This window comes from Microbacterium sp. SY138 (genome assembly GCF_039729145.1).
Taxonomy (GTDB): Bacteria; Actinomycetota; Actinomycetes; order Actinomycetales; family Microbacteriaceae; genus Microbacterium; species Microbacterium maritypicum_A.
The window spans coordinates 231,807-251,490 of the sequence record NZ_CP155793.1; the positions used below are offsets into that span (position 1 = coordinate 231,807).

General features: G+C 69.3%; 17 protein-coding genes. 13 read left to right on the forward strand and 4 right to left on the reverse strand.

From position 1 onward, the window contains the following. The first annotated feature begins 49 nt into the window (after positions 1-49). Both ABDC25_RS01070 and ABDC25_RS01075 read left to right on the forward strand, forming a co-directional pair. On the forward strand, positions 50-958 hold the full coding sequence (locus tag ABDC25_RS01070; protein WP_021200209.1) for an LssY C-terminal domain-containing protein: 909 nt from the start codon (positions 50-52) through the stop codon (positions 956-958). Further along, entirely contained in the window at positions 955-1,422 is a 468-nt protein-coding gene (locus ABDC25_RS01075; RefSeq protein ID WP_021200210.1) for a hypothetical protein, read from the forward strand. Before ABDC25_RS01070 ends, ABDC25_RS01075 begins: the two co-directional genes overlap by 4 nt. A gap of 10 nt (positions 1,423-1,432) precedes the next feature. Here ABDC25_RS01075 and ABDC25_RS01080 read toward each other — a convergent pair whose 3' ends face one another. Then, complete coding sequence (locus tag ABDC25_RS01080) at positions 1,433-2,437, reverse strand: magnesium and cobalt transport protein CorA (protein ID WP_029258864.1); 1,005 nt, start codon at positions 2,435-2,437, stop codon at positions 1,433-1,435. 459 nt (positions 2,438-2,896) lie between these two features. Here ABDC25_RS01080 and ABDC25_RS01085 point away from each other — a divergent pair, with 459 nt between their 5' ends. Both ABDC25_RS01085 and ABDC25_RS01090 read left to right on the forward strand, forming a co-directional pair. Then, positions 2,897-5,005, forward strand: a complete 2,109-nt coding sequence (locus ABDC25_RS01085) for a hypothetical protein (RefSeq protein WP_347124374.1) — start codon at positions 2,897-2,899, stop codon at positions 5,003-5,005. A gap of 199 nt (positions 5,006-5,204) precedes the next feature. Further along, positions 5,205-5,660, forward strand: coding sequence for a hypothetical protein (locus ABDC25_RS01090; RefSeq protein ID WP_347124375.1), 456 nt, complete (start codon positions 5,205-5,207; stop codon positions 5,658-5,660). Positions 5,661-5,798: 138 nt separating this feature from the next. On the opposite strand, the gene ABDC25_RS01095 is transcribed toward ABDC25_RS01090, so the two are convergent. Genes ABDC25_RS01095 through ABDC25_RS01105 form a run of 3 tightly spaced genes read right to left on the reverse strand, consistent with a single transcriptional unit; the run spans position 5,799 to position 9,027 of the window. Beyond that, positions 5,799-6,821 (reverse strand): Gfo/Idh/MocA family oxidoreductase, encoded by a 1,023-nt coding sequence (locus ABDC25_RS01095; RefSeq protein WP_292768266.1) that lies wholly within the window; start codon positions 6,819-6,821, stop codon positions 5,799-5,801. Continuing rightward, a complete protein-coding gene (locus tag ABDC25_RS01100) occupies positions 6,818-7,846 on the reverse strand; it encodes a Gfo/Idh/MocA family oxidoreductase (protein ID WP_029258868.1) in 1,029 nt (342 codons plus the stop codon). Before ABDC25_RS01100 ends, ABDC25_RS01095 begins: the two co-directional genes overlap by 4 nt. Continuing rightward, entirely contained in the window at positions 7,843-9,027 is a 1,185-nt protein-coding gene (locus ABDC25_RS01105) for an ROK family transcriptional regulator (RefSeq protein WP_347124376.1), read from the reverse strand. The genes ABDC25_RS01100 and ABDC25_RS01105 overlap by 4 nt, the downstream gene beginning before the upstream one ends. Positions 9,028-9,216: 189 nt before the next feature. Here ABDC25_RS01105 and ABDC25_RS01110 point away from each other — a divergent pair, with 189 nt between their 5' ends. The 9 genes from ABDC25_RS01110 to ABDC25_RS01150 all read left to right on the forward strand — a co-directional run bounded on the left by ABDC25_RS01110 (position 9,217) and on the right by ABDC25_RS01150 (position 19,663). Next, positions 9,217-10,458, forward strand: coding sequence for a sugar ABC transporter substrate-binding protein (locus ABDC25_RS01110; RefSeq protein WP_021200217.1), 1,242 nt, complete (start codon positions 9,217-9,219; stop codon positions 10,456-10,458). Positions 10,459-10,533: 75 nt separating this feature from the next. Next, a complete protein-coding gene (locus ABDC25_RS01115) occupies positions 10,534-11,439 on the forward strand; it encodes a sugar ABC transporter permease (RefSeq protein ID WP_021200218.1) in 906 nt (301 codons plus the stop codon). Next, entirely contained in the window at positions 11,436-12,341 is a 906-nt protein-coding gene (locus ABDC25_RS01120) for an ABC transporter permease subunit (protein WP_021200219.1), read from the forward strand. The genes ABDC25_RS01115 and ABDC25_RS01120 overlap by 4 nt, the downstream gene beginning before the upstream one ends. 19 nt (positions 12,342-12,360) lie before the next feature. After that, a complete protein-coding gene (locus tag ABDC25_RS01125) occupies positions 12,361-13,395 on the forward strand; it encodes an NAD(P)-dependent oxidoreductase (protein ID WP_021200220.1) in 1,035 nt (344 codons plus the stop codon). Continuing rightward, a complete protein-coding gene (locus ABDC25_RS01130; RefSeq protein WP_347124380.1) occupies positions 13,395-14,456 on the forward strand; it encodes a dihydrodipicolinate synthase family protein in 1,062 nt (353 codons plus the stop codon). The genes ABDC25_RS01125 and ABDC25_RS01130 overlap by 1 nt, the downstream gene beginning before the upstream one ends. 32 nt (positions 14,457-14,488) lie before the next feature. Beyond that, complete coding sequence (locus tag ABDC25_RS01135; RefSeq protein WP_347124381.1) at positions 14,489-15,490, forward strand: hydroxyacid dehydrogenase; 1,002 nt, start codon at positions 14,489-14,491, stop codon at positions 15,488-15,490. Beyond that, the gene (locus ABDC25_RS01140) at positions 15,487-16,461 is read left to right on the forward strand and encodes a hypothetical protein (RefSeq protein WP_347124383.1); all 975 of its coding nucleotides are present in this window, start codon (positions 15,487-15,489) and stop codon (positions 16,459-16,461) included. The genes ABDC25_RS01135 and ABDC25_RS01140 overlap by 4 nt, the downstream gene beginning before the upstream one ends. Then, positions 16,458-17,378: a GNAT family N-acetyltransferase gene (locus ABDC25_RS01145; RefSeq protein ID WP_347124385.1), complete on the forward strand. Its 921-nt coding sequence runs from the start codon at positions 16,458-16,460 to the stop codon at positions 17,376-17,378. Before ABDC25_RS01140 ends, ABDC25_RS01145 begins: the two co-directional genes overlap by 4 nt. 107 nt (positions 17,379-17,485) lie before the next feature. Continuing rightward, a complete protein-coding gene (locus ABDC25_RS01150) occupies positions 17,486-19,663 on the forward strand; it encodes a peptidase C14 (RefSeq protein ID WP_347124387.1) in 2,178 nt (725 codons plus the stop codon). Positions 19,664-19,684 lie beyond the last annotated feature (21 nt).

Genomic DNA, 19,684 nt, shown 5'->3' on the forward strand with positions numbered 1-19,684 from the left:
GGTCCCTCGGCGTCTTCTCACCCGAGCGCGCAGTTCCTAGGATGTGGACATGACGGAACCGATTAAGCGGCGGGACCCTCTGGTCCCGCGCCGACGGTTCTCCGTCAACGCGGCTCTCGACGACGTCTTCTTCGTGTTCGCCGGTCTCGCCGCGATCTGGCTCGCGTATCTCATCATCACGGAGGCGTTCTCGTGGGGCTGGTGGGCCATCGGGTTCGCGGTGGCGTTCTGGCTGATCCTCGCCTACCTCGTGCTGCCGAGACTGCACTCCATCCTCACGCGCATCTACGTGCCCAGCTACTTCATTGGGCGGGCGCGAACGAGCGACGGCCTGCTCGGAGACCCGGTGAACCTCGCCGTCCTCGGCACCGAGGAGCAGCTCACCCGGTGCATGGCCGAGGCCGGGTGGACACGCGCCGATGACATCACCGCCGCATCGACCTGGCGCATCGTGTCGTCGACCATGCTCAGGCGCAGCTACGACGAGGCACCGGTCAGCCCGCTCTTCCTGTTCGGGAGACGGCAGGATCTCGCCTATCAGCAGGAGGTCGAGGGCAACCCGGCCAAGCGGCACCATGTCAGATTCTGGCGCTGCCCTGACGGCTGGATGCTGCCAGGTGGGCACCGTGTCGACTGGGTGGCCGCCGGAACGTTCGACCGTGCAGTCGGGTTCTCGCTGTTCACCCTGCAGATCACCCACAAGATCGATGCGGACATCGACATCGAACGCGATCACATCGTCGGCACGCTCCGCGAGGCGCACACCGGGGTGCGCATCGTCATCATCCGTGACTTCTCCACGGGATACCACTCCCGGAACGGCGGGGGCGACAGCATCCACACCGATGGCGATCTGCCCGTGGTCGATCTCCGCCGCGTGGTGCAGGCGCGGTCGGCGGATGCCGCGGAGGAGGCCGTCGAAGAGGCGCCGGTCACCGAGCTGCGAGGTCTGTCGTGAAGCGGCCTCTGGCCACCGGCCTCGGCGCGGTGCTGATGTCGCTCCGGGTGATCTGGGGGTTCGTCTCGATCCTCGTCTACGTGCTGAACTGGACGGCGATCAGGGAGGAGATCTTCTCCACCGGCGACGGCACCGTGCTGGTTCCACCGGATGTCGCCGACATCCTCCTCATCGTCGGGTTCAGCGCGCTCGGCGTCTGGTACCTGTTCTACGGTGTGCTCGCCGGCCTGGTGTTCACCGGGTCGAACTGGGCACGCATCGTGGCGATGAGCTTCGCCTCGCTCAGCATCATCGTCGTCTTCCTCGACTGGTGGAACGCCGGCATCCCCGTCACGTTCCGCACCTCGCTCGCGAGCGTCGCGCTCGACATCCTCGTGCTGCTCGCCCTGTCGGCGCAGAGCGCCCGGAGCTTCGCCCGGCGCAACGACCCCCGCTTCATCAGCACGGGAGAGCCGCTCGCCTGAGGCGGTCGGTTCAGAGCCACTTCTTGTACTTGAACACCCCGAACAGGCCGACGGCGAACGCGACCATCGCGCCGATGGCCATCGGGTAGCCGAAGGCCCAGTGCAGCTCGGGCATCACGTCGAAGTTCATCCCGTACACCGTGCCGACCAGCGTCGGGGCGAAGATGATCGCCGCCCAGGAGGAGATCTTCTTGATCTCGTCGTTCTGCGCGAGCCCGGCTTCGGTCTGGCGGCGTGCGACCAGCGCGGAGTGCACGGTGAGCGCGTTCTCGAGGATCGCCCGGAACGAGTCGATCTTCTCGTTGACGCGGATCGTGTGGTCGAGCACGTCGCGCAGCGAACGCTGCAGCTCCTCGTCGATGCGGTACTTCGCCGATCCCCGACGCAGCCACTCCAGCATCCCGTTCAGCGGGTGCACGGCGCGCTGGAAGTTGATGACCTCGCGGGACAGCTCGTAGATGCGGCGGGAGAGCGCGCTGTCGTCGTCGCCGTCGCCGAAGAGCTGGTCCTCGATCTCGTCGATGTCGTTCAGCAGACCCGCCACGATCGGCTCGTAGCCGTCGACGACCTCATCGAGAATCGCGTAGAGCACGGCCTCCGGCCCCATCGCGAGCAGTTCGGGGTTCGCCTCCATGCGGGCGCGCACGGCGGCGAGGTTGGGCGACTCGGCGTGCCGGATCGTCACCACGAAGTCGGGGCCGACGAACAGGTGCAGCTCGCCGAACTCGATCGACTCCTGCTCGTCGCGGTAGCGCGCGGGGCGCAGCACGGCGAACAGGGTATCGCCGTAGCGCTCCACCTTCGAGCGCTGGTGGCCTGAGAGCGCATCCTCGACGGCGAGGGGATGCAGGTCGAACTCGCGCGCGACGGACGCCACCTCTTCGGGGCTGGGCCGGTACAGGCCGATCCAGGCGATGCCCCCGGCGGCGTCCAGCATCCGGTAGGTCTCGTCCAGGTTCTTGGGGGTCTCCACGCGACGTCCGTGGACGTACACGCCGTTGTCGATGAGCGCCATCATGCGGCTCCGTTCTCGCAGGTGCACGGCAGCAGAGAGCTCCGTGCGCGGGTTTCGTCAGGGGGCGGATGACGCCGCCGACGGCTGCGGAGAAGGACGTGCGAAAGCGGACCGGAAGGTCAACGCGCGAGCGCAGGGAGTCGCGACGCAGCGAAGGCGGCGTCGTAACTATCACCGGACATCGCCATCACCGCCTTTCGAGACTCTTCGGGCCGAACGACCCAACACGTCAGCATACTCCTGTCTGCTGTGAGGATTCCCGGTCGGGCTCCTGCCCCGATCAGAGCAGTATTCTGCTCGCCGAGAGGTGGAGTAGCACGTTACCTGCTAGTAGCATCGGACCTCGAAGCGATGCGGAGAGTCCGGCGTCGCCCCTTTCCGCATCGATCCGTCCGCTCCCGGCGCAGCCTCTTCGTGCGCCCGGTGTGTGCGGACGATGCGCCGCACGAAGGAGACTCCATGTCCGCTGCCCTCAGTCGTCCTCGAGCCCGCGGTCTGCGGGGTGGGATCGCCGCCGTGCTGATGGTGTCGGCCGGGCTCGTCGGGGCCTCCATCGCCACCGCACCCGCCGCTCAGGCGGCGCCGGTCCTGCAGTGCACGGGGCCGACGGTCTACGTCACCAACCAGGGTGCGGGTGACGGCGATCTCTGGCAGATCGATGCGACGACGGGGGCGGCGACTGCGCTGGTCGACCTTCCCGGTGACAACGTCGTCAATCAGCTGGGCATCGCGCCGGGAGGGGGGAACTTCCTGTTCACCAAGGCGGGGACCGTGTACGACTACACGCTCGCGACCGACTCCTTCGACTCCACACCGGCCCAGGTGCTCACGGGCTACTCGGCCGTCGGCGGGGCGGTGAGCCCGACGAGCGGGCTCTACTACTACGGGGGCATCGGCGCCGGCGGCACCGAGTACCAGATCGCCGTCTACGACCCCGTGACGAACACGAATCGAGGCGTCGCCTCGACGATCCGTCTGCCCGACGGCATCGCGCTCACCAACAGCGACTTCGCGTTCGACACCCTCGGTCAGATGTACATCGTGGGCAGTACACCGACCGGTGGTGCGCTGATCCGCGTCGACGGTTCGATCCCCTCGACGGGGTCGAACTCCGCACTCACCTCGTCGCTGCTCACGAGGATCGAGCCCGTCGCCGGTGTGACCTATGCCGCCATCGCCTTCGGTGGGACCGGCGAGGTGTACATCGGTGGAGGCGCGGGACCGATCCTCCGGGTGAACGCCACCACCGGGGCATTGGTCGGGAACGTGCCGGTCTCGGGGGCCGTCGCCTCGAACATGACGGACTTCGCGACCTGTGGTGCGCCGCCGACCCTGACGGTGCAGAAGAACGTGGCGGGGCGGGTGCAGCCCACCGATCAGTTCGCCCTCTCGATCACCGGCGGCGGCATCGTGCCGGGACCAGGCAGCATCGGGGTCACCGAGGGTGCGGAGCCCGGGCTGCAGACGCAGTCTCCGGCCGAGACCGCCGGATCGGTGATCGTGCAGCCGAACGCCACCTACGACTTCGGCGAGACCGCCGCGGGAACGACGAATCTCGCGGACTACGGATCCCGCTGGGAGTGCGTCGATGCGCAGGGACCCGCGGGGGCCACGATCGGCTCCGGCACCGGTCCGTCGGGGAGCGTCACGATTCCGCAGATCGCCGGCGTCGCCGTGGTCTGCACCGTGTTCAACGAGCCGCTCGTGCCCGGGATGAGCCTCGACAAGAGGGTCACCGGAGTCATCGACGCCAATGGAAACGGCTACGACGATGTGGGCGACCGGATCACGTGGGAGTTCGAACTCACCAACACCGGCGAGACTCCGCTCGCGGGACTCACGATCGACGACGACAGGCTCGCTGCTGCAGGTATCGGCATCACCTGCGATCCGGACGCGCTCGCCCCGGCGGAGTCGGTGGTGTGCACGGCGGACCGGCCCTATACGATCACGCCGGCCGATCTCGCCGCGGGCGCGGTGGTCAACACGGCGACGGGGACAGGCACGCCCCCGGGTAAGCCCCCTGTCATCACCCCTCCGGACACCACGGAGACACCGGTCGGCGGCTACACCGTGACCAAGGGGTCGGACCCCCGGTCTGGCAGCTCGGTGGCGGCGGGTTCCGTCATCGCCTACACGCTCACGGTGACCCAACGCGGCCTGGCGGCCGTTCCCGGAGCGGTGCTCGAGGATGATCTCGCCGAGGTGCTGGACGATGCCGCCTACAACGGTGATGTCTCCGCTTCTGCCGGTGCCGCATCCTTCGACGCGGCCGCGGGGACGCTCTCGTGGAGAGGCGACCTGGCAGCGGGCGACGTGGTCACGATCACGTATTCGGTGACCGTGGGAACGCGCGGTGACGGTGACCTCGTCAACACGGTCACCAGCCCGGGGTGCAGCACCGCCTGCACGACCACGCACGACTGGGTCCCGCCCCCCGCTGCCGGCCTTGCGACCACGGGAGGCGGAGTCGCGATCGGCGGCATCGTGGGCGCCGTGCTGGTCATCGCCGTCGGTGCAGGGCTCGTCCTCCGCGGGCGCCGCGGGGCTCGCCACGACGTGAGCTGATCTGAACGGACACGTGAGCTGACGCGGACCGAGGCGGGAGCGTCGAGGAAGGCCGGTCGGGAGCGCTCCGACCGGCCGTTCGCTCGCGGCCTCGGCAGATGCATAGTCCGGTTCAGGGATGATCGCGTAACACGTTACGCATCACGCTCAGTGAGTGTCCATCCGGATGATGCGAACGTCGAGGACCGGAGGTCATCTCATGAAGACGAAGACAGCAGCAGCTCTCGGTGGACTGGTTCTGGCTGCGGGTCTGCTTGCCGCGTGCACCAGTCCCTCGGGTGCACCCGCAGGGTCGCCCACGGGGGCACCGACGAGCACGTCGGCGAGCACCTTCAGCACTGCGGAGCTCGCCATGTGCACGGCTCTCAAGAAGGTCGCCGCCGACGTGGTGCCTGATCTCGAGAGGGCTTCCGAACTCGTCAAGTCCGACCCCGCAGCTGCGGCTTCGCTGGTCGACAAGATCCGCGAGAGGTTCATCAGCGGACAAGAGGATGCGGACTCCGGTCTGACTCCCGACTACGCGACAGCCATGGACGGGTACGCGGTGGATATCAGGGCGCTGCCGGCCGGGGCGGATGCGACGAAGACATCCCAGGAGCTTGCGGAGCGCGGGACCGCGTTCGCCTCCGACGTCGCCTACTTCTGCAAGGAGTAGACGACGCCAGACGGAGTGCTGTCGCACGCCGGGACCTGCACGATCAACCGTGACCAGGTTCACGAGCTCACCGCTCGGTTCGGGTGAGCTCGTGACGGCTGTGTCCGCGGCTGTGGTTATCGTCCGTCGCGAGGCGCGTCAGAGGGCGATGACCGCGCCGCCGCGGGCGGCGGAGGCCTGCGCGGCCGTGGCGATCTCGACCGTGCGGATGCCCACGCCGGCGTCGGGCTGCGGTTGGCGCCCCTCGCTCACGGCGCGCACGAACTCGTCGAGCAGCAGCGCGTCGAGGTCGGCGCCGACCGGGCTCCAGGTCTCGCCGTGCGCATCGTGCCCGGCGACCCCCTTGGCGAAGGGACTGACCGTGACCGTGCCGCGCTCGGCGACGACCTGCAGGGTGAGTCCACCCCAGGTGGCCGAGCTCATCGGCCAGCTCCAGGAGCAGTCGATCGTGGCGATGACCCCGCTCGGGTACCGGATGGTCACGAGTCCGCCGGTCTCGACGTCGAGTTCGCTCTGCGCGTGCAGGATGCTGTTGGACACGGCGCGGACCGACTGGGCGCGCTCACCCAGCAGCTCGTCGAGCAGGTCGGCGCAGTGCACGACGTGGTCGACCAGTGCGCCGCCTCCGGCCAGCTCCGGATCGGTGAACCAGGCACGATCCTGCGGCAGCTTGCCGTTGTTGATGCCGGTGACACCGAGGATCGTGCCGAGACGGCCGCTGCGCAGCTCGGCGATCGCCTCGCGCACGCTCGGCGCGAACCGCACCGGGTAGGCGACCATCAGGATCACGCCGGCGCGGTCGCACGCCTCGCGCATCGCGATCGCGTCGGCGACCGTCGTGGCCAGCGGCTTCTCGCAGAGTACGTGCACCCCGGCCGCGGCCGCGCGCTCGACGAGGGCACGATGCCGGGAGTTCTCGGCGGCGATCACGACCGCATCCGGTTTCCAGGCGAAGGCTTCGTCGTAGGTCTCGACGTAGGCGACGCCCAGCTCGGACGCGAGGTCTGCGCCGCGAGGGGCGTCGTCGGGAGCCGAAGCGCCGTCGGGGTCGGCCGCGATCAGCTCCACTCCCGGCATCGTCTGCAGCGCGTGCACATAACTGAGGGCATGCGTGTGCGCGAACGAGAGCACGGCGATGCGCAGCGGGGCGGAAGCGGTCATCGGGCGGCCTCCTCGGCATCGGGCGCGAAATGTTCAGGAGCGCGGTGTTCGGACAGCGCCACGGGGGCGCCGGAAGCGATCGACGCGTATGCGGCCTCGGCGACGGCGACCGCCTCGATGCCGTCCGCAGGGCTGACCCTCGCCTCCCGCCCCTCGCGCAGCGCGGCGACGAAGTCGGCGATCTCGGCGTAGTACGGACTCTCCTGCGGAGACATCGGCGGCAGGTAGTCGGCGTCGCCCGCGGGGAGCACGGCGTCGGTGCGCAGCGCATGGTCCTCGGCGCTGTCGTAGCGGAGGCGCCCCTCGGAGCCCGACACCTCGACGCTCGTGCGGAACGGCATGCCCGGAGCGACCCAGCTGCCGTGGATGTGGCTGATGACGCCGCTGCGGTGCGTGAGCACCACGTGCGACGTGACGGGGGCGGGAACGCGGTCGTCGATCGTCGGCGGGTTCTGCACTGCGTAGACGCTCGCGACGGGACCGGCGAACCAGACGGCCTGGTCGATGTCGTGGATCATCAGGTCGCGGATGACGCCCCCGCCCGCGCGTTCGGAGAAGAACCACGGCGTCTGCGGGGCGGAGCCGGCACGGCTGAACCGCTGCACGGCGAGCGTGCCGATGCGACCGGCGTCGATGCCGGCCTTGATCTGGGCGTATTCGCCCATGTACCGCACGACGTGGGCCGGGAAGAGCCGTACCCCGGCCTCTTCGGCGGATCGGGCCACGGTCGCCGCGGCTTCGGCCGTCGCCGCGAGCGGCTTCTCGCAGATCACGTCGAGTCCTCGGGCGATGGCGCGCTGCGCGAAGTCGGCGTGGGTGCTGCTGGGGGTCACGATGTCGACGATGTCGACCAGCCCGATGAGTGTGTCGACGTCGGGTACGAGCTCGAATCCGTACTCCTCGGCGATCTCCTCCGCTCCGACGAGAGAGGTGACGTACCCCTCCGCCCCGAGCGCCCGCCAGGCGTCGGCATGCACGCGGGAGATGCCGCCCGCGCCGATGAGTCCGACCTTCAACGTGCTCACTGCTTCTCCTCGGTTGTGTCGATGACGGGGCCTTCCGCCCCCACCGGTTCGAGCGGCCGCGGGGTGATGGGCGGCGCCGGCATGTCCTCGATGCCGTAGATCTCGGCGGCGTGCCGTTGGAACGCATGCACGACGGCTCCGTGCGCGGCGGCTTCGGCGCCCAGCCGTGCTTCGGCGATCGGCACCTGGAAGGGCAGGCCCAGGTGGCCGGGCAGGGCCGCCCGGAGCGGATCGAGCAGCTGCTCGTGCGCGGCGGAGAGCCCGCCGCCGATCACGATCATGGCGGGGTCGACCGTCATGGTCAGGGTGGCGATGCCGTGCGCGAGCTCGTCGATGAAGGCGTCGAGCTCCTGCTGCGCGGCGTGATCGCCCCCGCGGACCAGAGCGAACACCTCGGCGGCGGTCGGGGCGGTGCGCCACGTGATCTGGCCCGTCTCGGTGTTCAGCCCGCGGAAGGCGAGGCGGCCGATGTCGCCCGCGGCGTTGTGGATGCCGCGGCGCGGTCGTCCGCCGAGGATCAGTCCCATCGCGATCCGGTTGCCGACGGACAGGTAGATCACGTCGTCGACGAGTTGCGCGACCCCGAGATGGTGCTCGGCGACGGCCGCGAGCCGCACCCCGTTGTCGACCGCGACGGGGCAGCCGAACGCGTGCCGCAGCTGCGAGCCGATGTCGATGCCCGACCATTCCGGGATCACGACCGAGGTGGTCACGCGTCCCGCATCGTCGACGATGCCGGGGAGCGAGACCCCGACCGCTCGTACCTTCGATGCGGGGATCGACACGACCGAGAGGGTGCGGCGCACGTCGTCGATCACGGCCGCGAGCTTGGCTGCGCCGTCGAGCTGCTCGGCCACACCGGAGTAGCTGCGCTGCGCGATCACGACCCCTGACAGATCGGCGAGCACGACGCGAACGCTCGCGACACCGATGTCGACGCCCACGACGGTCCCGGCGGCACCGTGGAACGAATAGCGACGGGCGGGGCGACCGGCACCGCCGCCGTTCTGGGCGGGGGCGTCGACGATCAGGCCCGAGTCGGCCAGCACGGTCACCGCGTTCTCGACCGACGTGCGCGAGATCTCGAGCGAGCGGGACAGATCGTTCACGGTCGCGGGCCCCGAGTCGCGCAGCTGCAGAGCGGATCGCGCGACGATCGAGAGCGGGCTGTTCACGGCCATGTGCGGTCCTTTCCTCATCTCCGTCGTCGGGTGCGATCAAATTAGCACACCCAATTCTCAGATCAAGCTTTGATGTTCTCGAACGGGAAACACGGCGGAAACATGGCTCTGAGAACTTGTACTTGACGAATTATCCCATTGCAGTGTCATAATGAACCGTACTCAGCACGGTATAAGCAAAGGAGCACCATGCGCGTCAGCAAGATCACCGGCGTCGTCGCGGGAATCGCGGCCGCCACCCTGTTGGCCGGATGTTCGGCCGGCGGAGGCAACACCGCAGAGGGAGAGCAGGACATCACCGTCTGGCTCTACCCGGTCATCGCCGACGAGGCGGTGCACAAGGACTTCTGGGACTCGACGATCGCCGACTTCGAGAAGCAGAACGAGAACATCAACGTGAAGTACGAGATCTTCCCGTGGGCGAACCGCGACGAGGCTCTCCAGACCGCGATCGCGGCCGGCAAGGGGCCCGACGTGGTCTACCTGATCCCCGATCAGCTCGCGGCGTACCAGAAGTCGATCGCCCCGCTCAACGACCTGCTGAGCACGGAGCGTCAGGACGACCTGCTGCCCAACGTGAAGAAGTCGGTCACGCTCGACGGCGACATCCTCGGAGCCCCGATCCTCACCAGCGCGCAGCCGCTCATCTGCAACGCCGCCGCGTTCGAGGCCGCGGGCGTCACCGAGTACCCCGAGACCTGGGACGACGTCACCGCGATGGCCCCCCGGTTCACCGAGAAGGGCATGTACGCCCTGAACTACCCGGCATCCGCGGAGAACACCCTCAACCTCACCTACTACCCGCTGCTGTGGCAGGCCGGTGGCGAGGTCTACACGAAGGACGGCGACGTCGGCTTCGACAGCAAGGAAGGCGTGCAGGCGCTCACCTTCCTCACCGACCTGGCCGAGGCGGGTGCTCTCGACCCCGAGGCGCTCACCACCAACGTCCCGCTCGAGCAGACCGCCGTCGCCCAGGGCAAGGTCGCGTGCACGTGGAACAACGCGGTCAACGAGGTCGTGCCCTTCTGGGGCGAGGAGAACGTCAAGGTCATGGCGCCGCTGACCGAGAAGGAGTCCGTGGCCTACGGCACGGTCGGATCGCTCTCGGTGCTCAAGGGCTCCAAGGCGCAGGACGCGGCGGCGAAGTTCGTCGAGTACGCCACCGGCGCCGACGTCGTCGAGCCGTACCTCAAGGCCGCCGGCTACTTCTCCGCACTCAGCACCACCGAGCCGCTGTACGCGGACGACCCGCTGCTCGGCGAGGTCGAGAAGTATGTTCCCGACACCACGGTCGGCGAGCTCAACGCCTCGTCCCGTGCGCTGATGGGCGTGCTCGCCCCGGAGATCCAGGCAGCGCTCCTCGGCGACAAGTCGCCGGAGGACGCGTTGAAGGATGCCGCGACCGCCGCGGCGCCGCTGGTCAAGAAGTAACACCTCGGGGGCGTGCGGAGCCCGAACTCTGCACGCCCCCGCACCCCTTCACTCCCCCCACGTGAGGTACCACTGATGACGACGGCAACCACGGCGAAGAAGCCCGCAGGGCGAGTCACGCGGGTGCTCGCACGACGAGAGGCGCGGATCGCGTTCCTGTTCGTGCTCCCCGCCTTCCTCCTGTTCATCGCCTTCCGCTTCGGCCCGAGCATCGCCGGAGTCGCGCTGAGCTTCTTCGACTACGACATCACCGGTGAGATCTCGTGGCGGGGTCTCGACCACTTCCAGCGCATGATCGCCGACCCGCTGTTCTGGCGGGCGATGGGCACCACGCTCATCTACACGGTGTGCGCCGTGCCGATCGCGCTGGTGCTCTCGACCGTGATGGCCCTCGGCGTGCGTCGGGCCTTCCGCGGCGCACGCTTCTTCCGCTCGATCTTCTTCCTCCCCGTCATCACCTCGCTCGTGCTGGCCGGGTCGATCTTCGTCTGGATCTTCTCCGCGAACGGACCCTGGTCGGCGCTGATGGCGCCCCTCGGTCTCGGCGGATCCTGGCTCGGCAGCACCGTCCTGGTGATCCCCGCGATCGTCGTCGTCGGCGTCTGGTCGCGATTCGGCTACGGGATGATGATCCTCATCGCCGCGCTGCAGGACGTGCCGCGCGAGCTCGAAGAGGCGGCGCTGATGGACGGCGCCAACGCCTGGCAGCGCTTCCGCTACGTGATCCTCCCGGTGCTGCGGCCGACGTTCTTCTTCCTGGCGGTGATCGAGACGACCGCCGCGTTCCAGGTGTTCGACGTCATCTACGTGATGACCCAGGGCGGGCCGGCGAACGCCAGCTACTCGCTCGTCTACATGCTCTACGACCAGGGCTTCCGCTACTTCGACTACGGCTACGCGGCCGCGATCGGTGTGGCCCTGTTCGTCATGACCCTCGTCGTCGCGCTCATCCAGCGCCTGGTGATCGGAAAGCAGAAATGACCGCTCTGTTGCAGCCGCCGACCCAGACCCCGGCGACGCCGCCGAAGACGTCGACGAAGCAGCGCCGCGCCTACCGCGCGCTGCAGCCCACCGGCTGGGGGATCGTGGGGCGATGGATCTGGCTGAGCCTGGCCGGCATCCTCAGCTTCTTCCCCTTCTACGCGATGGTCGTGCTGAGCCTGAAGCCCGGCATGGTCGTCGAGCTCCCGGGTTCCCTGCTGCCTTTCCAGGACATCTCGTTCGACGCCTACGAGCAGGTGCTCGCCGGGCAGAACATCCTCGGCTGGCTCGGCAACACCCTCATCTACTCGCTCGTCTCGGTCGTCGCGGTGCTGTTCCTCTCGGCGCTCGCCGGCTACGCGTTCGCCAAGAAGCGCTTCCGCGGCAAGGAGGTGATGTTCTGGTCGTTCCTCGCGATGGTGATGGTGCCGTTCCATGTCACCCTCATCCCGACGTTCATCCTGATGGCGAACCTCGGTGGCGTCGACACGTACTGGGGCCTGATCCTGCCGTCGCTCGCGAACGCACAGGCCGTGTTCCTGATGCGGCAGTTCATCCAGGGGCTGCCGGACGAGTTGTTCGAGGCCGCACGCATCGACGGCGCCGGGGAGTTCCGCATCTTCCTGCGGATCGTGCTGCCGCTGTGCAAGCCGATCCTGGCGACGCTCGGCATCTTCGTCTTCCTGTGGCACTGGAACGACTTCCTGTGGCCGCTCATCATCGCGAAGTCCAACGCGATGTTCACACTCACCGTCGGCATCTCGTCGCTGCAGCAGCAGAACGTGCCGCTGAGTACCATGCTCGCCGGATCCGTCGTGGCACTGCTGCCCATCTTCCTCGCGTACCTCATCGCTCAGCGGTACGTGCAGGAGGGCGTGGCCGGTACGGGCATCAAGGGCTGAGAAGAAGGGAAAGCACCACATGACTCAGCACCAGTTCACTTCCGAGGCGGAACTCGAGGAGGCGCTCGCGACACCGAGCGCCGCGCTGATCGCCGATCTCGCACGCGGTGCGGGCGACCTCGTGATCCTCGGCGCCGGCGGCAAGATGGGTCCGACCCTGGCGATGCTCGCGCGCCGCGGGATGGATGCCGCCGGACGCCAGGGCGACACGGTCTACGCCGTCTCCCGCTTCGGAGACGCCGCGATCCGTGAGCGCCTGGAGAGCGCCGGGGTGAAGGTCGTCCCGTTCGACCTGATCGAGAACGACGACTTCGCATCCCTCCCGGATGCCCCGAACGTGGTGTTCATGGTCGGTGCGAAGTTCGGCGCCGCGACCAACGCGTCGTGGGCGTGGGAAGTCAACGCCGCGCTGCCCGACCGCGTCGCCCGCCGCTACCGCGACAGCGCGATCTCGGTGCTCTCGACCGGCAACGTCTACCCATTCCTTCCTGCGGCTTCGGGTGGAGCGTCTGAAGAGGTGCAGCCCGCACCCATCGGCGAGTATGCGCAGTCGTGCCTGGGACGTGAGCGCGTCTTCGAGTTCGGGGCGCAGGAGCGCGGCACCAGGGTCGCCATCATCCGCCTGAACTACGCGGTCGACCTGCGTTACGGCGTGCTCGCCGATATCGGCAGCGCCGTGCATGCGGGACAGCCCGTGTCGGTCGCCACCGCCAACGTCAACGTGATCTGGCAGGGTTACGCGAACGAGGTCGTGCTCCGCAGCCTCGTGCACGCCTCGACCGACCCCTTCACGATCAACCTCACCGGCCCGGAGCTGCTGAGCGTGGAATCGATCGCCCGTCGCTTCGGCACCCTGTTCGACCGCGAGGTCGAGATCGTCGACGAGCCGCAGCCCACCGCGCTGCTCAGCGACGCCCGCCGGTGCATGGCGCTGTTCGGTTACCCGGCGGTCTCCGCCGAGACCCTGATCGGCCTGCAGGCCGACTGGATCGAGAAGGAGCTGCCGATGATCGCCAAGCCGACCAAGTGGGCCGTGCGGGACGGGAAGTTCTGATGACCGTTCCCCCTCTGCGCCCGGAGGCCGCGGCGACCCTCGCCCGTGGCGCCGTGATCCCGGCGCATCCGCTCGCCCTCACTGCCGAGCGACGCATCGATGAACGCCGTCAGCGCGCGCTCACCCGCTACTACCTCGACGCCGGAGCCGGAGGCATCGCGGTCGGGGTGCACACGACCCAGTTCGAGATCCGCGATCCGGAGCACGCCCTGTTCGAACCGGTCCTCGCGCTCGCCGCGGAGGAGCTGGATGCCCGCGCGGATGCCGACGTGGTGCGCATCGCCGGTGTCGCCGGTGGCACGGCCCAGGCGGTCGCCGAAGCCGAGCTCGCCCGTGACCTGGGCTACGACGCCGTGCTCGTGAGCCCTCGCGTCGCCGGTGCCGACGAGCGGGCTCTGCTCGAACGCGCCCGCGCGGTGGGCGAGGTGCTGCCGGTGGTCGGCTTCTACCTGCAGACGGCGATCGGCGGACCTGTGCTCGATCGCGACTTCTGGCGCGAGTTCGCCTCGATCCCGGCCGTCGTCGCCGTCAAGGCCGCTCCCTTCGACCGCTACCGCACGCTGGAGCTGGTGCGCGGGGTCGCCGCCTCCGGCCGTGCCGACGAGATCGCTCTCTACACCGGCAACGACGACGCGATCGTGGCCGACCTGCTCTCCGAGTTCCACGTGGATTCGCCGACCGGTCCGCGCACCCTGCGGTTCGTCGGTGGGCTGCTCGGCCAGTGGGCCGTGGGCACGCGTGCCGCCGTCTCGCTGCTCGAACGCGCGCAGCGGGCGATGGGGGGAGACGAGGACGCCTACCGCGAGCTGGGCCTCATCGCCTCCGACATGGTCGACGTGAACCAGGCGGTGTTCGATCCGGGCAACGACTTCCACGGCGTCATCGCCGGCGTGCACGAGATGCTCCGCCAGCAGGGGCTGCTCGATGGCACCTGGTGCCTCGACCCCGCCGAGGGTCTCTCGCCGGGGCAGGCGGAGGAGATCGCGCGGGTGCGTCTCGCGTATCCCGATCTGAACGACGACGCCTTCATCGCCGAGAACCTCGAGACCTGGTTGAGGTGAGTGTTGAGGTGAGTGTCGAGATGAGCGTGGGCATGAGTGCGCCGACCGTGGTCGCGGTCGTCTCGGAGGCGCTCTTCACGGAGTTCTTCTCCGACGCGGATGCCGAACGCCTGCGTGCGGTCGCCGCGGGTCTGGGCGGCGGGTTCGCACGGGTCGATCGACTCGCAGAGGCAGAGCTCGGCGCCGCACGCATCGTCATCACGAGCTGGGGCGTCGGCCCCTTCGACGCGGCCGTGCTCGCGGCGCTGCCGAAGCTCGAACTGATCGCGCACACCGGTGCGACGATCAAGCCCTTCGCGACCGATGAGCTGTTCGACCGCGGTGTCGTCGTGACCCAGGCGGGTGCGGGCATGGCGCGGCCGGTCGCCGAGGTGTCGCTCACGTTCACGCTCGCCCTGCTGCACCGGGTGCCCGAGATGCACAACGCCCTGCGCGCCGGCGACGGCTGGTACGACGCGGATGCCGTGGGCGTGCAGCGCGAGATCCTCGGCACCCCCATCGCGGTGATCGGGGCGTCCCGCACCGGGCGGGCCTACCTCGAACTGATCCGGGTGCTCGGCGCCGAGCCGCTGCTGGTCGACCCGACCATCGATGCGGAGGCGGCCACCGCTCTCGGAGCCGCACTCGTCCCGCTCGACGAGGCACTCCAGCGTGCCCGGATCGTCGCGGTGCATGCCCCCACCCTGCCCGAGACCCACCACCTGATCGGTCGGCGGGAGCTCGCGCTGATGCCCCACGGCGCGGGGCTCGTGAACACCGCGCGCTCCTGGATCGTCGATGAGGCGGCGCTGATCGACGAGCTGCAGCGGGGACGGCTGAGCGCCGCGATCGACGTGTTCGACGAGGAGCCGCTCGCCGCGGACAGTCCGTTCCGCGCGCTTCCCGGAGTGCTGGTCACCCCGCACCGCGCCGCCGGGACGACCCAGGGGCGACGGCGTCAGGGGCGGATCGTCGCCGACGAGGTCGAGGCCTTCGCCGCGGGGCGTCCCCTCGCGCACGCCGTCTCCCGCGACCAGCTGTCGTCGATGGCATGACCGGCACGCCGCTGCGTGTGGCCTTCGCCGGACTCGCGCACTCGCACCCCTACAGCGACGCGGCGAACGTTCGCGCGCTCGGTGCCGAAGTCGTCGGGGTGCACGATGCGGATGCGGGGGCGGCCGAGGAGTTCGCCCTGCGTTTCGGTGGCGCGGCGGTGGCCTCGGTCGATCTGCTGACGGCGCTGCGTCCCGACCTGGTCATCGCGACACCGCGCCCGCACGATGTCCGGGGCTTTCTGCACCTGCTCGGCAGCCGAGACGCTCCGGTGTTCGTGAACAAGGTGATCGCCCCCACCGGGGCTCGATTCGCCGAGATCGACCGCGTGCTGACGGCATCGTCGGCCCCCGTCGGCACGAGCTCCGTCCTGCGCTTCGCTCCGGCGCTCGTCGCGCTGGCCGGGCAGATCGGGGGCGAGGATGTGCTCGCGCTCCGCGTGCACGCACAGCACGACAATGCCGCCTTCCAACTGCCGGACCGGGCGTGGCAGGACGACCCGCGGCGCGGTGGCGGTACGGCCGTGACGGTCGGGGTGCACGCCTGGGAGATGGTCGATGTGCTGCTGCCCGGGGCGGCTCTCGTCTCGGGGTCCGGCTGGACGCGCACGCGCCCCGGATCGACGAGCGCGTCGGAGGATGCTGCGGGCATCGAGGGTCTGCTGCGGGTTCCCGGCGCGGAGCGCGAAGTGCCGGTGCAGGTGCTCGTCACGGGGACGCCGGGCGCGGATGCGTACGGAGCGGAGGTGGTGACGGCCGCCGGTATCCGTTCGGTCTCGCTCGACGTGGACGGCGATCAGGACGCGGTGGGCGATCAGGGTGAGGGGCCGAACGAGACGCTGGGGTTCCGTGACCTGATCCACGCGTTGCTCGATGCGGCACCGCGCGGGGCGACCGTGGCTCCCTGGGGCGAGTCGCGGGTGGTCGTGGCGAACACGGTCCGCGCGGCCGAGATCGCCCGGAGCGACGCATGAGTGCACCGATCATCCGTGCGGCTCGGGCCGAGGATCAGACCACGCTCACCGCGCTGTGGGCGCAGGCGTTCACGCCGCCGCTCGCCCCCGACCAGTGGCTCATCGATCAGGAGCGGCTCGCGCACACACTCGTCGCCGAGGACGATGACGGCCTGTGCGGTTCGATATACGGTCTGCCCAAGCAGCTGCGCGAGTCCGATGGCGTCGCCGAGGTGCACGCGATCGGCAGCGTCGCGGTGGCCGAGCGGGCGCGAGGACAGGGCCTCGCCCGTCGACTCGTGGCGGCGACCCTGCAGACGGGCGGCGACGCCGACTGGGCATTGCTGTTCACCGGCACCCCGGAGGTGTATCGGTCCAGCGGCTTCGACACCTTCTCCATGGCGCGCACTCTGGCCGGCTCCTGGACGGCACCGGTGTCGGCCGGGACCGATGCGCGAGTCGAGCGCGCGACCGTCGGACTCGGGAGCTTCCGCCCGCTGTGCGAGGTCTACGAGTGCTCACGTGCGGGCAGGGTCGTGCTCGCCCCGGTGCGTGGTGACCGCGACAGGGCGATGGCGGAGGTGCGGATGCGGGGTGCGACGCTGTACTGCCGGACCGAGGGGTCGACGGTGCTCGGCTACGCGGTCGCCGAGCGTCGCGGCGGGATCGGCACGCTCCTGGAGAGCGCTGTGCTCCCGGGAATGGACGGCGACGAGGTGCGCGATGAGCTGCTCTCCGCCATCGCCGTCGACTGGCACTCCGCCGGGGTGACATCGTGCGAGCTCGCCGTTCCCGCCCTGCCCGAGGAGGATCGCGCACTTCGCGCCTTTGCCCCCGAGGCCGTGCGGCAGGACGACCGCACCGGGATGATCCGTGCGCTGCGGCGTGCGCCGCGGCTCGACGGCATCCGCCATTTCACGGCGGGCGACTACTTCTGAGCGCCTCGCTCGGAAAAGCGCTGGGGACGGGGGATCGATCGGATGATGCGGCCCGGCCGAAGGACCGGACGCCTGACCGCGGCGATGACGCCGCAAGGAGGATGAGCATGACCCAGAAGATGAGCACGACCCAGAAGGAGACGGCCGCTCTCGAGAGCCCGACCGCGACCCTGCGCAGCAGGCGCATGCTGCTCGCCGGCTTCGGCGCGGCGGCGATCGGAGGCGTGGCGGCCGTCAGCGCGCAGACTCCGGCGCAGGCTGCCGGCCCCATCGTGACGCAGGGCGATTCGGGATCGTCGTCGGTGGCGAACGGCGGCACGGCGACCACGCTCGTGAAGCGCAAGGGCAAGGACGGTGATCTGGTCCGCACGACCGGTTACGCCGCAGCCGGCGACGGGGGTGCCGGGCTGTACCGCTTCGTGAAGAAGGACGCTCCGGCGGCGAACGGCGGCACCGTGCTGGCGGCCCCGAAGGGCGGAGCGTGGCTGCTCGTGCACGGCGGGATCGTGGACTTCCGGATGTTCGGGATCATGGATGCGAGCGTGAACGCCGACGACGCCCTCGACGCCATGGTGAACGACGCGAGCATCCACCGCATCGAGGGGCACAGCCCCCTCAACTTCGTGCGCCGCCACAGGTTCTCACGGTCGAACATCGCCTTCGACTTCGGGGGACACCTCATGACCACGGTCGGCATCGAGAACGCCGGCAAAGACGATCCGTTCGCGGCGGTCATGTTCTTCCGCGGCGAGGTGACCGATGCGGTGCAGGAGGCGAAGCTCGGCGAGGTGGTGCCGGATCTCGGCGACGTCTTCCCGGTCGCCGATTCGTCGTTCTTCGCTGTCGGCGAGTGGTACGCGGCAGAGGTGAACGCGCTGTCGGGTCGTTGGGAGCGCGAGCTGCAGCGCATGGTGCAGGTCACGCAGATCGTGGACGGCACGCACATCCGCATCAACTACAAGAACGGCTGGCCGCTGGGCAAGGACCGCACGATGACCTGGCGCCGGGTCGTGCCGGTGCAGGACGTGACGGTGTCGAACCTGAAGTTCCTCGGCACCGGTACCGACGAGTACACGGGATCGCACCCGCTGGCGTTCGAGTACGCGGTGCGCTGCGACGTCGACCACATCGACGGCACGGGGACCTTCTGGCCGCTCATCCAGCGCCGGTGGAACACCTACTACTCGACCGTGAGCTGCACGCTCAAGAACCCGACCTCGGTCACCTGGGGTGGGGCCGGCTACCTGACGCAGCAGATCTACTGCCTCTACGGATACGTCGCCAACTGCCACACCGCGAACGCCCGGCACCTGAACGACTTCACCGCGAGCGCCTACTGCCTGGTCGAGAACTGCCACGGCGACGGTGACGACCAGGGTCCGTTCGTCACCCACGGGCAGTACGAGCACGACCTCACGTACACCGGCAATTCCGGTCTCATGACGTTCGCGAACTCCGGTGCGGCCTGGGGCTCCGCGGCCAAGCGCATCACGGTGCGCAAGCACGTGTGCTCGTGGTTCGTCGCCCGTGTGCGCATCACCGACCTCACGCTCGAAGACGTGCAGGTGATCGGCAAGCCCTCGCTCGCCGGCTCCGGCATGCTGTGGATCAACGCCGACGGCGCGCAGCTGCGCGGGTGCACGGCATCCGACACCCTCGTGATCACGCAGGCGTCCGACAATTCCGCACGGCCGACGGTGATCGCCGACTCGCACTTCACGTTCGTCGCGCCGGGAGAACTCACCAACGCCACGGTGAAGACACCCGTCACGTTCGTCGACACGGTGCTCGACCGGGTCGGCGGCATGAAGATCGCGGGAGCCGGAGCGGTCACGTTCCGGGGATCGACGCTCACGGCGGCTGACGATGCCGCGCCGATCGCCTCGTCGTCGGAGCGTCTGCGGTTCGAGGGATCGACACTCCGCAACGCCCGTATCGCCGCGGCCAGAGGAGAGCGGCAGGCCGTCGAGATCGCGGGATCGGACGTGGCGGTCAAGGGCGGCACCGGCGTCTCCCGGACCGGCGACGGCGAGCTGCATCTGACGCTCTCCGACAGCACCTTCCGCGCGGAGGGGGCGGCGACGCACGTCGCGGTCACGAAGGGCGCGACTCACTACCGCGCGGTCGGCAACCGCTTCGAGGGCGGGGCGCTGGAGCTGGCGGACGCCGCGTTCGGCGCCTCGTCCACGTTGGTGCACACCGGCAACGTCGAGTCGGGCGTCACGCGCACGGCCTTCCCCGCCGAGGGCCCGCGCGTCGTCGACACGGCGAACCTCAGGGTCTGAGCCGGGCGCGCTTCCTGGCGC

Excerpts from the sequence above, each read along its gene's own strand:
- ABDC25_RS01070 (WP_021200209.1), top strand. The coding sequence starts at position 50 with ATGACGGAACCGATTAAGCGGCGGGACCCTCTGGTCCCGCGCCGACGG.
- ABDC25_RS01080 (WP_029258864.1), bottom strand. The coding sequence starts at position 2,437 with ATGGCGCTCATCGACAACGGCGTGTACGTCCACGGACGTCGCGTGGAG.
- ABDC25_RS01085 (WP_347124374.1), top strand. The coding sequence starts at position 2,897 with ATGTCCGCTGCCCTCAGTCGTCCTCGAGCCCGCGGTCTGCGGGGTGGG.
- ABDC25_RS01090 (WP_347124375.1), top strand. The coding sequence starts at position 5,205 with ATGAAGACGAAGACAGCAGCAGCTCTCGGTGGACTGGTTCTGGCTGCG.
- ABDC25_RS01095 (WP_292768266.1), bottom strand. The coding sequence starts at position 6,821 with ATGACCGCTTCCGCCCCGCTGCGCATCGCCGTGCTCTCGTTCGCGCAC.
- ABDC25_RS01105 (WP_347124376.1), bottom strand. The coding sequence starts at position 9,027 with ATGGCCGTGAACAGCCCGCTCTCGATCGTCGCGCGATCCGCTCTGCAG.
- ABDC25_RS01110 (WP_021200217.1), top strand. The coding sequence starts at position 9,217 with ATGCGCGTCAGCAAGATCACCGGCGTCGTCGCGGGAATCGCGGCCGCC.
- ABDC25_RS01115 (WP_021200218.1), top strand. The coding sequence starts at position 10,534 with ATGACGACGGCAACCACGGCGAAGAAGCCCGCAGGGCGAGTCACGCGG.
- ABDC25_RS01120 (WP_021200219.1), top strand. The coding sequence starts at position 11,436 with ATGACCGCTCTGTTGCAGCCGCCGACCCAGACCCCGGCGACGCCGCCG.
- ABDC25_RS01125 (WP_021200220.1), top strand. The coding sequence starts at position 12,361 with ATGACTCAGCACCAGTTCACTTCCGAGGCGGAACTCGAGGAGGCGCTC.
- ABDC25_RS01130 (WP_347124380.1), top strand. The coding sequence starts at position 13,395 with ATGACCGTTCCCCCTCTGCGCCCGGAGGCCGCGGCGACCCTCGCCCGT.
- ABDC25_RS01135 (WP_347124381.1), top strand. The coding sequence starts at position 14,489 with ATGAGTGCGCCGACCGTGGTCGCGGTCGTCTCGGAGGCGCTCTTCACG.
- ABDC25_RS01140 (WP_347124383.1), top strand. The coding sequence starts at position 15,487 with ATGACCGGCACGCCGCTGCGTGTGGCCTTCGCCGGACTCGCGCACTCG.
- ABDC25_RS01145 (WP_347124385.1), top strand. The coding sequence starts at position 16,458 with ATGAGTGCACCGATCATCCGTGCGGCTCGGGCCGAGGATCAGACCACG.
- ABDC25_RS01150 (WP_347124387.1), top strand. The coding sequence starts at position 17,486 with ATGACCCAGAAGATGAGCACGACCCAGAAGGAGACGGCCGCTCTCGAG.